Raw genomic sequence first — 14,520 nt, 5'->3', positions numbered from 1 at the left:
AAAGCAGGCTTTCTATATTCGTAGATAAAGATCCTGAGCAAGAGATGCTCGTTCTTGCGCCGAAACAGGAATTTCAGTGAGTTGATCAATATAATCAAGACGTTTTTGCATACCTATTCCATTAGCAATTTGAATGGATAAACCAGGCCTTGCGTTCAATTCCAGTACCAAAGGACCAAGTTCACGATCCAATACAACATCAACTCCTAGATAACCTAATCCGACTAGTTCATAACACTGGGATGCCAATGTTAATAGCTTATCCCAGTGAGGTATTTTAAAACCTCTAATGTTGGCACCAGTGTCAGGGTGTTGTTCAACTGGATGGTTTTGCCAAACAGCATTCGTAGTATGTCCGGTTGCCAAATCTATTCCTGCTCCCACTGCACCTTGATGTAAATTTGCCTTACCGTCTGACATACGTGTAGGTAAACGCACCATTGATGCAACAGGTATCCCTCTGAATACTACGGTACGAATATCTGGCACTCCACGATAACTAATTGATTCAAATAATGGATCAAACTTTACTCTGTATTCTATGAGAGCCTGATCTGGTTGACCACCGAGGCTATACATGCCACTTAAAATATTGGAAATATGATATTCCAGATCTTCCTCTGTCAACAAACTACCATTGTTATGCTGATAGCGATCATTGATTCGTCCAATAATCACATAAATACCGTTACCCCCCGAGCCGTGTGCCGGTTTAACCACGAAATCTTTATGCCCACTTACAATATCGGGAAGATTACCTATGTCGTGCTCGATTTCAATAACACCATACAATTCGGGTACAGCAATTCCTGCTGCAATTGCCAGTCGTTTGGTGCGAAGCTTGTCATCGACCAATGGGTAGAGGGAACGTTCATTGTAACGTAAAATGTAATCAGCATTTCGTCGGTTTATCCCAACAACACCCGCTTGCTTTAGATTTAGTAAGGTTCTGAGCATTTTTTAGCGTTTGGCTAAAGCCCGGAAGCGCCACAGCTCTGTCAATCGATATCCGGAATACCGACCAAATAATAGCATGGCTGCCAATACAACAAGCAATAATTCAGGAAATACAAATATTAAATGTTGTAAAGCATGGATATTCATCACCAGATAGCCAATCGTTGCCACCAGCAAGCTTCCTGCGCCCTGTTTAAATGCTTCTGCGGGACCAGCCTCATCCCATGTGAGAGACATCCGTTCTATGGTCATAGTCATGATTACCATTGGAAATAATGCTACTGATAGCCCCATTTCAAGTCCAAGTTTGTGCATGATAACGCTGATACTCGTCATGAGAAGCACTACCATCGTCAACACAGAAGCCAATCGCGGAATAAGCAATAGCTTCAATCGATCTACATAAGCACGCAATAATAGCCCTAATCCAACAATCAAACAAAACAGCAGTAACCCCCAGGCCAGCTCTGTCTCTCGGAGAGCCAGTGCGATCAATACCGGCATAAATGTCCCAAAGGTTTTAATCCCAATTAGATTGCGCATTAAAACGACAACAAACGCCCCTAAAGGTACCATTAGTAATATCTTATATACATTCTGACTTTGAACCGGCAATGAATATAAGGAAAACTCCATCAGATGTGATCCCTTCAACACCGCACGTGATTCTGCAATATCCACCAATTCCCGTAGTGTTTTTGCTACAGAAAATTGAAGACCTATTTCATTTCCCCCCTCGACAGAAAAGGCTTTCTGATCGCCAATTTGCCATATGATAAAATTAGAAGGCAGACCTTCCTGACCATCCTTTATATTGAGTGTGCGCCATTGCTTACCATTATGAACTTGTATCCAGGACTCCAATTCAGAATAACGCCTACCATCTTCTAGACGAAGACCTTGAATAATTCGAGTAGGAATGCGAGCTCCTGCTAAAATCCAGTGAATACCTTTAGCAAGATTACGGGAATTATTTATATGCTCAAGCAGCAATTTTAGCTCTGGTGCTGGTGATGTAGCGTTTAATTGCTTAATGACTTGTTGTGCAAAAGAAACCGTATCTGCAGATTGCTGTCGCGCCTTATCGAGCAGCCCTTGGATAATTGGTCGGAAATTCTCAGGATAATCTGGTATTGATGGATAAACTGGCGGTTTACCTGAATCGGTTGTCTTTTCAGCATCCTCGTATATTATTGCGCGATAGAATAATAATTGTTTTCCTTCCGCGCGCCGCTTTGCCCACAGAGCTGTACGTCCACTATCGTCTTGTTCAATTGCCAATCCATAATTGGCTGCGACGAAATCCTCGTCCAGAATAGTATAGCCAGAAGGATTAAAAAGGAGCGGTAAACTCACTTTTACGCTGGTATCGGGTTTTGCGCGAAAAATAATACGCGCTTCTACATTCCAGACTTCTGCTTTCTCAGAAGCTGTTAGAGGCAATCCCAGTGTTGTTACTTTATAAGTAGCTAAACCTAGCCCTATCGCACACAATACTATAACCAGGAGTAATAAATGAAGCTGTCTCATTCAGTGATAGTCAACTCATCTGGTTGATCATGCTTTTTCTTCTTTTTCTTTACGTGACCGCAATCAGCCTTACTAAGATGAGTGCGCGACGAATCAACCAGAGCAACACCCGCAAGCGCTCTGCGTCCAAGCAGAATGGGATAATTTAAGGCTCGACGATCGATAAGATTAAATTCAACATTACGTACTTCGTTTGCTAAACAAATGTCCATCGCAACAACAAGGCGTACTTGTGGAATTCCGCTATGTTGTTTTATCTTATGTGAACGAAGGATGGGGCGTTCAATTTCGATAGTCCGATTAGGTTTACCCTTTTCAGTTCCAAAATCGAGAGTAAATCGCACCCAATCTTTATTTCCTTTATTAAATTGATGAATATCACGTGCACTCATAGACGAGGTATTTGCCCCAGTATCTATACGGGCAAGCATTTTCAGACCCCATGGCTCCAATCGAATAGATTCTACCCATCCAAGGATATGTCGCAGCTCAGGTTGATCGATTTTATTATCACGTAGCTCAGGTTGATCGGTTTTATTATCACTTAACACTGAATCGCTTGCTACTAGCAAAACAATTGCTAAAAAACAGTAAAACTGTCCCTGTAGGATTTTAATCATCAAGACGATCCGAGATTATTTGATCAAAATACTGATATTATATTATCAATAAGCCACACCCCGCATGCTTTTATTGCCAGAAAATGACAATGGAGCGGGTGAAGGGAATCGAACCCTCGTCGTAAGCTTGGGAAGCTTCTACTCTACCATTGAGCTACACCCGCATGATAAAATTATATAATTAAATGAATCTTTGAATTTACCTTACACTAAAAACGTATTTCAAATGTTACAAGTCACCATTAATGGTCAACCTCAGCATTTTGACAACTCTTTAAGCCTTCAGCAACTAGTTGAACACCTGTCGCTACAGAATAAGCGTATCGCTATCGAGCGTAATGGTGAAATCGTCCCTCGAAGTCAATTTTCCGAACAAACACTGTCTGATGGAGATCAACTAGAAATTGTTGTGGCAGTGGGTGGAGGATAATTTTTTACATTAATTCGAATATCAAATCAATATCAAACGTTTTGCTATTCTACATGCAACCTACAATTTCAATAAAAGCTGATTTCATGGATGATTTCATCGTTGCTGATAAACATTACTCATCCCGACTTTTGGTCGGTACTGGCAAATATAAAGATTTCAACGAAACCCGTGCTGCCATTGAAGCCAGTGGCGCACAAATCATAACCATAGCAATCCGGCGGACTAACATTGGACAAAATCCTAACGAGCCCAATCTGCTGGATGTTCTGCCACCGACTCAATATACATTGCTACCTAATACTGCTGGTTGTTATTCAGCAGATGAGGCAATCCGCACCTTACGGCTTGCAAGAGAATTGCTTAATGGACACTCCCTGGTAAAACTAGAAGTACTCGGTGATCCAAAGACATTATTCCCTAATGTGGTAGAAACCATTAAGGCTGCAGAAATTCTTGTCAAGGAGAATTTTCAAGTAATGGTTTATACCTCGGACGATCCTATTGTTGCTAAGCAGTTGGAAGAAATTGGTTGTGTCGCCATTATGCCTTTAGCGTCACTAATAGGATCTGGAATGGGTATTCTCAACCCATGGAATTTGCAGATTATCATTGATAACACCAAAATCCCTGTTTTGGTAGATGCCGGTGTTGGAACTGCATCTGACGCAGCAATCGCGATGGAACTGGGCTGTGATGGTGTGTTAATGAATACTGCTATCGCTACTGCACAAAATCCAATTATGATGGCCTCAGCCATGCGTAAAGCTGTAGAAGCAGGCCGCGAAGCCTATCTAGCGGGGCGCATGGCAAAAAAACCTTATAGCGCAAATCCAAGTTCACCGCTTGAAGGCATTTTACCGGCCCAGTCGAAGTGATCTTTCATCCAGCTATATAAAATTAATTTAAACGACGATATTTTGTCATCAGTGAGCTCTATTCGTAGTTATGTACTTCGCCAGGGCCGTATCTCAAATGCCCAGCGCAATGCCTATGAAACGCTGCTACCAGAATTCGGAATTCCTTTTTCTACAAAGCAACTAAATCTTGAAAAGGTTTTTGGACGCAGTGCTCCCAAAATTCTGGAAATAGGCTCTGGCATGGGAGAAACCACAGCCACTATTGCTCAACAGTACCCCCAAAATGACTATGTAGCGTTAGAAGTTCATACGCCAGGAGTAGGTAGTCTACTTAGTCAAATCAAAATACTTGAATTGACGAACTTACGCATTATTCAACATGATGCAGTCGAAGTTTTGCAGCACATGTTGCCAACTGAATCGCTCGACGGTGTTCATATTTTTTTTCCCGATCCCTGGCCCAAAACGCGACATCATAAGCGCCGGTTAATTCAACCTGCTTTTGTTTCACTTTTATGCAAGCATTTGAAATCAGGTGGTTATATTCATGTTGCCACCGATTGGAAAGACTATGCTGAACAGATTTTATTCGTTCTTAATAACGAAGCATTTCTTACTAATACGACAACTGATTTCGTCGTGCGCCCCCAATATCGCCCACTGACAAAATTTGAGCAACGTGGTTTACGATTAGGACATAACGTGTGGGATTTAATTTTTACCAGAAAATAACGTCAATACAGTTTTTTTGAATCCGCTCCTTATTGCAAAACCAGATAACTCTCAGCACTCTTTTATCCTATCCCATTCAACTTCAGATACTGCTGATCAAAATTATTGTTATCCTGCTTTTACTGCCTTTGCTATAAAGTGGTTCTAAGTAATACGATATATTTATGTGTACGCTGTTTAGTTAAATTTGTGCGGTCAGCTAGAAATGCTCATGTACTCCACCCAGGCCCTGACCGGAAAGTCTATAATAAAATCACATACTCCATCCCGTCCTACTGAGAAATCCAAGTTTAATAGTTTATGAGAATTGCTATTATCGGTGCAGGCTGTTCTGGCCTGACTACCATAAAAAATTTGATTGAAGCTGGTCTAGAAGAAATTACTTGCTTCGAGAAAAATGACCAGATTGGTGGAAATTGGATATTTACGGCCAACAAGAGCCATAGCAGCATTTGCGAAACAACTCATATTATTTCCAGCAAATCGATGTCGCAGTTCAGCGACTTCCCGATGCCCGATGATTATCCTGATTATCCAAGTCATCAGCAGGTACTTGCATATTTTCAAGCCTATACCAAGCATTTTCATCTGGAAAAATATATTCGATTTAATACTACTGTGCTCCATGTAGAAAGAATCGAAAAAGAAGGCTGGCGGCTGTATCTGAATGATGGTACCAGGGCAGATTTTGATTATCTTTTGATAGCCAATGGCCATCATTCGGTACCACGCTCCCCTTCTTGGAAGGATGACTTCATGGGAGAATATCTACATGCCCACGACTACAAATCGAATCGGGAATTTGAAGGCAAACAGGTATTGGTAGTAGGTGCTGGCAACTCTGGCTGTGATTGTGCTGTTGAAACCAGCCGTGTTGCTGCACGAGTGGATATCAGTCTCCGCTCCCCACAGTATATTATTCCCAAGTTTGTTATGGGGCAACCTACCGATTCTTTCGCTGCTTCATTTCAATGGTTACCACAAAATATCCAAGACATATTCCAGAAGATTTCTCTTCGTATTCAGATTGGACGCTACCGTGATTATCAATTACCCGAACCAGATTTTTCACCCACCCAAGCCCATCCCACCATCAACTCTGAATTACTAGACAAAATACGGCATGGGAAAGTACATCCCCGTCAGGGGATCAAAGAAATTTCAGGCCAAACCGTATTTTTTGCTGATGACTCTTCTGCTAGATACGACGTGATCATAGCGGCCACCGGTTATAAGATTAGTTTTCCTTTTTTTGATTCGACTTTCATTAACTGGGAAAATGTAACCAACATTCCGCTCTATCTTCGGATGTTTCATCCTAAGCACCCCACTCTGATTTTTATCGGATTGATTCAACCACAGGGCTGCATATGGCCACTTTCTGAGATCCAAGCCAAGCTAACTGCTCAACTGATTACCAATAAAATACAACTCCCAATGAACTGGCGTGAACAGGCATACATTGAAGGTAAATATTTAGAACAGCAATTTATCCGACACCCACGCCACTCCATCGAAGTGCACTATTTTCCGTATTTAAAGAAACTGTACCAAGTACTCCGGCAAAACCGGGGGTAACTTAATTGAACATTATTCTTTATGTCTTGCGCCTGTCAAATAAAGTGCAAAACCGGTAAAAATCATTCCTCCTACGATATTACCCAAAATGACTGGAAATCCATTCCAAAGCCACCAGTCAGTAATCGTAATGTTTGCCCCTAATAACATACCTGCAGGGATGACAAACATATTTACAATGGCATGCTCATAGCCCAATGCAAAAAAAGTCATGATAGGTAACCAAATGGCAGCAATTTTGCCACCCGTCGTGGTTGACGTAAATGCGATAACAGCACCTAATGCTATCATCCAGTTACAAAGCATCGCGCTGGTAAACGCAGAAATAGTGCCGCCTAATCCGATGTCAGCATAAGCAATTGTTTTTTGCTCAGTTGTTGCTACTATCCTCATCGCCATATTGATGGTTGTGGGATCAATATGACCTGCTTTGGTTACTACCAGAAAAAAAGAAATGCATACGATACACTTCCTATTAGATTACCAATCAATACCTAGAACCAGTTATGAATCAGGCGGTTGAATTGAGCTCTGCCATCCTTGACGGCAATGGGTATTAAAGCAAAATTTCCAGTCGCCAGCTCAAGTCCGAGGAGAACAATCATGACTAGACCGACAGGAAAAATAATGGCGCCGGCAATACCCAGTCCAGTTTGTGTCGTAGCGACAGCAGCGAGGCTCGCTGCATAACCGAGGAAAGCGCCGGCTAAAGCACCACGAATCAGCATATCCTTAACTGAAAGCACTGCTTTTTTGGCGCCTACATTCAGCATATTCTCGACAACATCTTCGAGTTTCACGTAAGCCATTAGATTTACCCTTGCCGGTTATACTTCTCTGGAATTACAAAATTTGATGGTTAAGAACAATTTATATTAATCATTGATCTGGATACAATTTTTACGCTTTTCTGGTAAAAATATCTGCAGTAAATCATTCAAAAAACGTCTACCGGTTAGCGATGGCATGATGCAATGATGATCCCAGCTGATTAAACCTCGTTGCTCTGCTTCTTTCAGTTGTTGTTGAATAGCGGTAATGGGCAAGCCAGTCCGCGCCTGAAAGCTTTCGACCTGGAAGCCGCTGATTAAACGAAGCGCATTCATCATGAATTCAAATGCTCGATCTTCCCCCTGAATTTCGTGTTCAGATTGTATCGGATCACCTAAGGCGCCATCCTTGGCTAAGATTTTCGTAAGATATTGCCTGGGTTGTTTATAGCGCATTTGTCGTATTATCTTATGCTGGAAACTAATTTTACTGTGCGCCCCCGCACCGATCCCCAAATAATCGCCAAATTGCCAGTAATTTAGATTGTGACGTGATTGATAATTAGGTTTGGCAAATGCCGAAGTCTCGTAGTTTGCGTAACCCCGACTTGATACTGTCTGTTCAATCATCAATTGCATCTCTGCAGCGAGATCATCATCTGGCAACGTAGGGGGAAAGCGATAAAATAGCGTATTAGGTTCCAGTGTCAAATGGTAAGCTGATATATGTTGAACCCCTGATGCGCATGCAAATGCAATATCATGACGTGCTTCTTCCAAGGTTTGATCTGGTAATGCATACATCAGATCAAGGTTCACGTTATCAAAATTTTTTAATGCAATCTCGATTGCATGATGCGCTTCTTTATCATCATGTATTCGCCCCAGTGCTTGCAAGTGCCTGGGATTGAAGCTTTGAACACCGATAGACAGACGATTGATCCCCGCAGCACGGAAATCTGCAAATTTTTGTGCCTCGAATGTGCCGGGGTTGGCTTCCAGCGTAATTTCGGTAGAAAGTTCTAGTGGTAATAGCATTCTTACGTGGGTAAGAATTTTATCAACAGCTTGCGCGCTTAATAAACTAGGCGTTCCACCCCCCAGAAACACACTGCTGACAGGTCGTCCCCAGATTTGAGGTAATGCCATTTCCAGATCACGGATAAGTGCTGATACATACTCATCTTCAGGCAATGCATTCCCCTTTTTGCCAATTTCGTGCGAATTAAAATCACAATATGGGCATTTTTTAACACACCATGGAATGTGAACATAAAGGCTCAATGGCGGTAAAGCTGTGAGTTTGGGCGATTGCGTACTAAATAGGGATGAAACAGAAATAGCTGCTGTCATGATCAATCAAATGCTTATTTTCGATGCAAAAATGATCAGAGTTTGGTAAACGCGAGAAACTCGCTTAACTTTCTGAGCGCTTTTCCACGATGGCTGATCAGATTCTTTTGCTCCATGGGAAGCTCTGCCGCTGTTTTATTCAATTCGGGCAAGAAAAAATACGGATCGTATCCAAATCCCCCTTCCCCACGCGGCTCCAGCATGATCTCGCCATGCCAGCTACCATCGGCGATAATTGGCTGTGGATCGTCGGCGTGCCTTACCAAGACGATAATACAATAGTAATAGGCACGCCGATCTGGTTGATTTTTCAATATACTGATTAGCTTTTGATTGTTACGTTCGTCTGACCTAGACTCCCCTGCATAGCGGGCAGAAAATACACCAGGCGCACCGCCCAGAACATTGACACAAATACCAGAATCATCTGCAAGCGCAGGTAAACCAGTAACTCGGCTAGCGTGACGTGCTTTGGCAAGTGCATTCTCAACAAAGGTGCCGTAAGGCTCTTCAATTTCAGTCACCCCTAAATTCGATTGGGGTATGACTACAATTCCAAGTGGCGCAAGTAATTGTTGTATTTCTCTTAGCTTGCCTGAGTTATTACTAGCAATGACGAGCTCTTGCATAGTTTAATTAATCCAATGCAAGTACTGTTTTTTGCAAGGTGATCAGTTCCTGTATTCCCTGTTGAGCCAAATCTAACATAGCATTCAGCTCTTTCCGACTGAATGCTGCGCCTTCAGCGGTTCCTTGTACTTCTACCAAATCGAGACTTCCTGTCATCACAACATTCATATCAGTATCACAAGTAGAATCTTCGGAATAATCCAGATCAACCAATGGCACACCATCATGCATGCCCACTGAGATAGCTGCAACGTGATCTCGAATTGGATTGCTTACGATTAAGCGTTGTGCCAGTAGAGATTCGACTGCATCATATAGCGCTACAAATGCACCAGTAATACTTGTTGTCCTGGTTCCACCATCTGCTTGTATGACGTCACAGTCAATCTGAATGGTTCGCTCTCCTAATTCCTCCAAATTAATGATTGAGCGTAATGCCCGCCCTATCAAGCGTTGAATTTCCATGGTACGCCCTGATTGTTTGCCTTTTGCAGCTTCTCGCTGCATACGCTCATTCGTCGAGCAGGGCAGCATACCATACTCAGCAGTCAGCCATCCCTGCCCTGATCCCTTAAGAAAGGGAGGAACTTTGTCGGCAATACTTGCAGTACACACGACTCTGGTATCTCCACATTCAATGAGTACAGCTCCTTCAGCATGCTTGGTATAACGACGAGTAATCTTGACCGGGCGAATTTGAGTAGTAGCACGATTATTTTGACGGAACATTATTGGAATCTGTTATCAAAGATTTTTTATATACAATTAAGCCAGGTATTCAGGTAGCAAAACGATAAGAGGTTGGTTTGGGTGGAGAGCCTGTTGATATTGTTAATATCTCATAACCATTCTCGGTAACCAACACTGTATGTTCCCATTGGGCTGATAAGCTGCGATCTTTCGTAATCACTGTCCAACCATCAGGTAGCGCACGGATGGCCGCCTTACCCGCATTGATCATAGGTTCTACTGTAAAAATCATGCCGGCTTTAAGCATCAGACCTGTTCCAGGACGACCATAATGAAGAACCTGGGGATCCTCATGAAATTCTGCACCAATACCATGACCACAAAATTCTCTTACTACGCTATAACCCGCACCCTCAGCCATGCGCTGAATGACATGACCAATATCGCCCAAATGTTTACCAGGCCTGATTTCTTCTATCCCCCGCCACATCGATTCATAAGTCACCTCACACAAGCGCCTGGCCTGTATCGATGGTTGTCCAACATAATACATGCGGCTGGTATCACCATGATATCCATTATAGATTACCGTCACATCAATATTGACGATATCCCCCTCTTTCAATTTTTTATCTCCTGGTATGCCATGACAAACCTGATGGTTAACTGAGGTACAGATTGATTTGGGGAAAGGACTATACCCTGGGGGAGCATAATTAAGTGGCGCAGGTATAGTTTTTTGAACATCGACCATATAGTCGTGGCAAAGCTTATCAAGCTCACCAGTCGTAATACCCGGAGCAACATAAGGTGTAATGTAATCAAGCACCTCAGACGCTAATCTTCCGGCTATCCGCATTTTCTCAATTTCTTCAGAAGTTTTTATATGAACCGTCACAATATTTTTTCTCAATAATCCAACTATTACATAACAAAATTCTTCATTTTTTATATTTTAGAGCTTATTTCTGTCACTAAAGTACTCCCATTCTAGTATTTCCAGTTTACTATCAGGAAACTGTTGGACAAACATAAGAGTTTTTTACTTCTTTAAGGGAATTGAGAAGAATGAATTTTACTTGCTCAAAATTCAATTTATTAATATTTATGTTTGAAATACCCTTGCTTTTCAGTTCCTTCATCAATTGCGCCACTACTGACTGGTCACGTAGTATGTCGAATGATAGGGTATTATGCCATTGGTTGTACTTATTACCCTCAATATGTTGATAAGGTATATTAAATTTCCACTACTTATTAATTTGTCTTTCGATCTCGCATTCTGTGGTTTGAGAGAAAGAAGTTTACCCATACTTAACGATCTCTCCTGCAGGCAACTCACTTAAATAGCTGCCTACTCTATTTTTAGAATATCTGCTCTGACTCGATACAAATCAATACCAAATATATTTTATATTTTGCATGCTACTCTCGAAGATAACAATTTTATTTTTTCTGGATGTCATTGTAAGACATGCACTTTTATTTATCTGATTTGATCCTAGCTGAATAATCATCAAAAATTTCCTCTATTAACAAACATTAATGAGAAGAAAAATATTTTCATTCTGATGGATTATTAACTATAACCGTTTACTGTTATTAATAAACCTTGTTAGAATGCGGGTTAAATTCAGCGCTTTTCTTTTTATGAAAACCTTAAAATCATCAATCCTTCAAAATATGAAAGTCATTAAAAATACTGCAGTCATTTTTGCATTTATATTTTCACATCAAATTTTTGCCGATACGCCTGGTACTCATGGTGATCCTGAAAAAGGCAAAGAAATTGCTATGGGTGTTTGCGCTGGCTGCCATAATGCCGATGGCAATAGCGTTATTCCAAGCAACCCGACTCTTGCTGGCCAGCATGCGGAGTATATCACCAAGCAACTAATGGATTTCAAGGTAGAAGGTGATTCACCTGCAAAACGTAATAGTCCGGTGATGGCCTCTATGGTTTCAGCACTCACTGCGGATGATATGAAGAATCTCGGTGCTTATTATGCTCAACAAAAAACCAAACCTGAAATCATTAGTGATGGTGATAAATCATTACTAGAAATAGGTAAAAGAATATATAATGGTGGAAATTTAGAAAATAATGTGCCAGCTTGTTCCAGCTGTCACTCCCCTAACGGAGCAGGTATCCCTCCTCACTATCCTAAACTCGCAGGCCAGCAACCAGCCTATACGGTTTCACAATTAGAAGCATTTTATCAGGGAGCTCGCGCTAATGACATTAATAGCTCTATGCAAAAGGTGGTACTACGCATGAGTGCGAAGGAAATAAAAGCTGTAGCCGAATATATTGCAACGTTACAGTAAACTGAGATTCTGCTGTAAAAGTAAGTGTAGTTTTATATTAAAAAATTGTTAAATTACCCCATCAGGGGTAATTTAACATTCCTATACCCAAGAACTAAAAATACGTTCAGCTGCAAACAATGTTTTGTCAATGTCTTCGCTATTGTGCATAGCAGAAACGAAGCCAGCCTCAAACGCAGATGGTGCAAAATAAATCCCCTCTTGTAACATGGCATGGAAAAAGCGATTAAATGCTTCTTTATCGCATGCCATTACATCTGCAAAACTCTTGGGCAGTTCTTTACAAAAATATAAACCGAACATGCCACCAACAGATTCGGCACAAAAATTCACACCGTATTTGTTTGCAACGACTGTCAGACCCTGAGTCAGCTGTTGCGTTTTAGCTGCAAGCGTTTCATAAAATCCAGGCGCTTGCACTTCGCGAAGGGTTGCCAATCCAGCTGCAACCGCAACAGGATTACCAGATAAAGTACCTGCCTGATATACCGCACCAAGTGGAGCCAGGCACTGCATAATATCCCGTCGCCCTCCGAATGCAGCTAGAGGCATACCTCCACCTATCACTTTACCTAGTATCGTAAGATCAGGTTTAATCTGATAAAGTCCTTGGGCACATTCCAGACCAACGCGAAAACCTGTCATTACTTCGTCAAAAATCAGGACGCTACCATGTTGCGTGCATAGCCTTCTTAAGGCTAATAAAAAATCTGGCTCTGCTTTTACCAGATTCATGTTCCCTGCCACTGGCTCAACGATAGCGGCGGCAATTTCCTTGCCAAATTCATTAAAGGTTTTTTCCAGACCAGCAACATCGTTATAGCTTAGTACAATGGTATGTGCTGCAGTTTCAGCTGGAACACCTGCTGAGCTAGGATGACCAAAGGTCAATGCACCAGAACCCGCTTTTACCAACAGGGCATCATCATGACCGTGATAACAGCCCTCAAATTTAATAATATGACTTCTACCTGTATAGCCACGTGCTAAGCGAATAGCACTCATTCCAGCTTCGGTACCTGAACTCACCAACCGCACTTGTTCTATCGAAGGAAGCAATTTGCAAAGCAGCTCAGCAATTTCTAGTTCTGTTTCAGTAGGAGCACCAAAGGATAATCCATTCTGTGCTGCTTCCTGAACTGCTTTGACCACTTTGGGATGAGCATGACCAAGGATAAGCGGCCCCCATGATCCGACATAATCTATGTAGGACTTTTCATCTACATCCCAAAAATAAGCACCTTGACCACGTTTAAAAAAAACAGGCGTGCCACCAACAGATTTAAAAGCGCGCACAGGTGAGTTAACACCCCCAGGAATATATTTCTGGGATAATTCATATAATTGTTGATTAAGTGAAGTCATTTACTTACTCGTCATTAAGGTGATGGAGAAAAAGCCTGTTCAGCCCTCAAAAATAACTGGTTAAATTTTTTTGCAACAGATTGAATATTCTGAGTACCAAATAACCCATGACTAACAGCAATAGAATCACTTCCATGAATGATGAGTGAAGCAGCATTAGCCAAAGTAATGCCACCAATTGCAACGATGGGAATGTTCAGTTTCTTCTTTGCCTCAGACAACAAATCAATTGGTGCTCTTACCGTATTAGTTTTAGTTTTTGAGTGAAAAAAAGCACCAAATGCAACATAATCAGCGCCCTGTCTTTCTGCCTCAAGAGCCAGCTCCAGCTGATTATAACAGGACACGCCAATAATTTTGTTTTGCCCTAGATAATTTCTAGCATCAATAATAGTGATATCTTCTCTTCCAATATGTATTCCGTCTGCATCGACTTCTATAGCCAGATCATAATGATCATTGATGATTAAGATGGCACTATATTGCTTACAAAGCTTGGATAGTGCGCTTGCCTGAGTCAGGCGCAGCCTGTAATCAGCGATTTTATTTCGATATTGAACATATTGAATACCAGCTGTGAGTACCTGACGCGTCATCACACATAGTTGTGTTGTATCCGTAATATCAGGTGTAATGGCATATAAGCCATTAATTTCGTGAGATATCATTAAAAGCAG

At 41.6% G+C, this 14,520-nt stretch carries 16 protein-coding genes and 1 tRNA gene; 5 read left to right on the top strand and 12 right to left on the bottom strand.

Going from position 1 to position 14,520, the window contains the following annotated elements; translation table 11 throughout:
• Positions 1-12: 12 nt before the first annotated feature.
• From BLV54_RS00445 to BLV54_RS00430, 4 genes are all read right to left on the bottom strand, one after another.
• Complete coding sequence (locus tag BLV54_RS00445; RefSeq protein ID WP_090566157.1) at positions 13-957, bottom strand: alpha-L-glutamate ligase-like protein; 945 nt, start codon at positions 955-957, stop codon at positions 13-15.
• Between the two features lie 3 nt (positions 958-960).
• Complete coding sequence (locus BLV54_RS00440) at positions 961-2,487, bottom strand: inactive transglutaminase family protein (protein WP_090566155.1); 1,527 nt, start codon at positions 2,485-2,487, stop codon at positions 961-963.
• Complete coding sequence (locus BLV54_RS00435) at positions 2,484-3,107, bottom strand: ATP-dependent zinc protease family protein (RefSeq protein WP_090566152.1); 624 nt, start codon at positions 3,105-3,107, stop codon at positions 2,484-2,486. Before BLV54_RS00435 ends, BLV54_RS00440 begins: the two co-directional genes overlap by 4 nt.
• Before the next feature lie 90 nt (positions 3,108-3,197).
• A tRNA-Gly gene (locus tag BLV54_RS00430) sits at positions 3,198-3,271 on the bottom strand.
• A 62-nt stretch (positions 3,272-3,333) separates the two neighbouring features.
• Here BLV54_RS00430 and thiS point away from each other — a divergent pair.
• From thiS to BLV54_RS00410, 4 genes are all read left to right on the top strand, one after another.
• Positions 3,334-3,537 (top strand): sulfur carrier protein ThiS, encoded by a 204-nt coding sequence (gene thiS / locus BLV54_RS00425; RefSeq protein WP_090566149.1) that lies wholly within the window; start codon positions 3,334-3,336, stop codon positions 3,535-3,537.
• Positions 3,538-3,623: 86 nt separating this feature from the next.
• Complete coding sequence (locus BLV54_RS00420) at positions 3,624-4,415, top strand: thiazole synthase (RefSeq protein ID WP_090566202.1); 792 nt, start codon at positions 3,624-3,626, stop codon at positions 4,413-4,415.
• Between the two features lie 42 nt (positions 4,416-4,457).
• Positions 4,458-5,129 carry a tRNA (guanosine(46)-N7)-methyltransferase TrmB gene (gene trmB / locus BLV54_RS00415; RefSeq protein ID WP_090566146.1) on the top strand — a complete coding sequence of 224 codons (672 nt, stop codon included), beginning with the start codon at positions 4,458-4,460 and terminating at the stop codon, positions 5,127-5,129.
• 300 nt (positions 5,130-5,429) lie between these two features.
• Positions 5,430-6,707, top strand: coding sequence for a flavin-containing monooxygenase (locus BLV54_RS00410; protein WP_090566142.1), 1,278 nt, complete (start codon positions 5,430-5,432; stop codon positions 6,705-6,707).
• A gap of 12 nt (positions 6,708-6,719) precedes the next feature.
• Here BLV54_RS00410 and BLV54_RS16610 read toward each other — a convergent pair whose 3' ends face one another.
• The 6 genes from BLV54_RS16610 to map form a co-directional block, all read right to left on the bottom strand.
• Positions 6,720-7,106: a formate/nitrite transporter family protein gene (locus BLV54_RS16610; RefSeq protein WP_256328996.1), complete on the bottom strand. Its 387-nt coding sequence runs from the start codon at positions 7,104-7,106 to the stop codon at positions 6,720-6,722.
• A gap of 95 nt (positions 7,107-7,201) precedes the next feature.
• Entirely contained in the window at positions 7,202-7,516 is a 315-nt protein-coding gene (locus BLV54_RS16605; RefSeq protein ID WP_256328995.1) for a formate/nitrite transporter family protein, read from the bottom strand.
• Positions 7,517-7,582: 66 nt separating this feature from the next.
• A complete protein-coding gene (gene hemW / locus BLV54_RS00400) occupies positions 7,583-8,830 on the bottom strand; it encodes a radical SAM family heme chaperone HemW (RefSeq protein ID WP_090566138.1) in 1,248 nt (415 codons plus the stop codon).
• Between the two features lie 35 nt (positions 8,831-8,865).
• A complete protein-coding gene (gene rdgB / locus BLV54_RS00395; RefSeq protein WP_090566136.1) occupies positions 8,866-9,459 on the bottom strand; it encodes an RdgB/HAM1 family non-canonical purine NTP pyrophosphatase in 594 nt (197 codons plus the stop codon).
• A gap of 7 nt (positions 9,460-9,466) precedes the next feature.
• Complete coding sequence (gene rph, locus BLV54_RS00390; protein ID WP_090566133.1) at positions 9,467-10,189, bottom strand: ribonuclease PH; 723 nt, start codon at positions 10,187-10,189, stop codon at positions 9,467-9,469.
• Between the two features lie 49 nt (positions 10,190-10,238).
• Positions 10,239-11,048: a type I methionyl aminopeptidase gene (map, locus tag BLV54_RS00385; RefSeq protein WP_090566130.1), complete on the bottom strand. Its 810-nt coding sequence runs from the start codon at positions 11,046-11,048 to the stop codon at positions 10,239-10,241.
• 752 nt (positions 11,049-11,800) lie between these two features.
• On the opposite strand from map, the gene BLV54_RS00380 reads away from it, so the two are divergent.
• The gene (locus tag BLV54_RS00380; RefSeq protein WP_256328994.1) at positions 11,801-12,478 is read left to right on the top strand and encodes a c-type cytochrome; all 678 of its coding nucleotides are present in this window, start codon (positions 11,801-11,803) and stop codon (positions 12,476-12,478) included.
• A gap of 81 nt (positions 12,479-12,559) precedes the next feature.
• Here BLV54_RS00380 and hemL read toward each other — a convergent pair whose 3' ends face one another.
• Complete coding sequence (hemL, locus tag BLV54_RS00375) at positions 12,560-13,843, bottom strand: glutamate-1-semialdehyde 2,1-aminomutase (protein WP_090566124.1); 1,284 nt, start codon at positions 13,841-13,843, stop codon at positions 12,560-12,562.
• 14 nt (positions 13,844-13,857) lie between these two features.
• Positions 13,858-14,511 (bottom strand): thiamine phosphate synthase, encoded by a 654-nt coding sequence (gene thiE / locus BLV54_RS00370; protein WP_090566121.1) that lies wholly within the window; start codon positions 14,509-14,511, stop codon positions 13,858-13,860.
• Positions 14,512-14,520: the final 9 nt, after the last annotated feature.

Origin of the sequence: Nitrosomonas sp. Nm33 (assembly GCF_900107265.1) — a bacterium.
Taxonomy (GTDB): Bacteria; Pseudomonadota; Gammaproteobacteria; order Burkholderiales; family Nitrosomonadaceae; genus Nitrosomonas.
Note: the sequence above shows the minus strand (reverse complement) of the source record. Positions and strands in the feature narration are given on the sequence as shown.

Excerpts from the sequence above, each read along its gene's own strand:
- thiS (WP_090566149.1), top strand. The coding sequence starts at position 3,334 with ATGTTACAAGTCACCATTAATGGTCAACCTCAGCATTTTGACAACTCT.
- rdgB (WP_090566136.1), bottom strand. The coding sequence starts at position 9,459 with ATGCAAGAGCTCGTCATTGCTAGTAATAACTCAGGCAAGCTAAGAGAA.
- BLV54_RS16605 (WP_256328995.1), bottom strand. The coding sequence starts at position 7,516 with ATGGCTTACGTGAAACTCGAAGATGTTGTCGAGAATATGCTGAATGTA.
- rph (WP_090566133.1), bottom strand. The coding sequence starts at position 10,189 with ATGTTCCGTCAAAATAATCGTGCTACTACTCAAATTCGCCCGGTCAAG.
- BLV54_RS00380 (WP_256328994.1), top strand. The coding sequence starts at position 11,801 with ATGAAAACCTTAAAATCATCAATCCTTCAAAATATGAAAGTCATTAAA.
- thiE (WP_090566121.1), bottom strand. The coding sequence starts at position 14,511 with ATGATATCTCACGAAATTAATGGCTTATATGCCATTACACCTGATATT.
- BLV54_RS16610 (WP_256328996.1), bottom strand. The coding sequence starts at position 7,106 with ATGGCGATGAGGATAGTAGCAACAACTGAGCAAAAAACAATTGCTTAT.
- hemW (WP_090566138.1), bottom strand. The coding sequence starts at position 8,830 with ATGACAGCAGCTATTTCTGTTTCATCCCTATTTAGTACGCAATCGCCC.
- hemL (WP_090566124.1), bottom strand. The coding sequence starts at position 13,843 with ATGACTTCACTTAATCAACAATTATATGAATTATCCCAGAAATATATT.
- BLV54_RS00445 (WP_090566157.1), bottom strand. The coding sequence starts at position 957 with ATGCTCAGAACCTTACTAAATCTAAAGCAAGCGGGTGTTGTTGGGATA.
- BLV54_RS00410 (WP_090566142.1), top strand. The coding sequence starts at position 5,430 with ATGAGAATTGCTATTATCGGTGCAGGCTGTTCTGGCCTGACTACCATA.
- BLV54_RS00435 (WP_090566152.1), bottom strand. The coding sequence starts at position 3,107 with ATGATTAAAATCCTACAGGGACAGTTTTACTGTTTTTTAGCAATTGTT.
- BLV54_RS00420 (WP_090566202.1), top strand. The coding sequence starts at position 3,624 with ATGGATGATTTCATCGTTGCTGATAAACATTACTCATCCCGACTTTTG.
- BLV54_RS00440 (WP_090566155.1), bottom strand. The coding sequence starts at position 2,487 with ATGAGACAGCTTCATTTATTACTCCTGGTTATAGTATTGTGTGCGATA.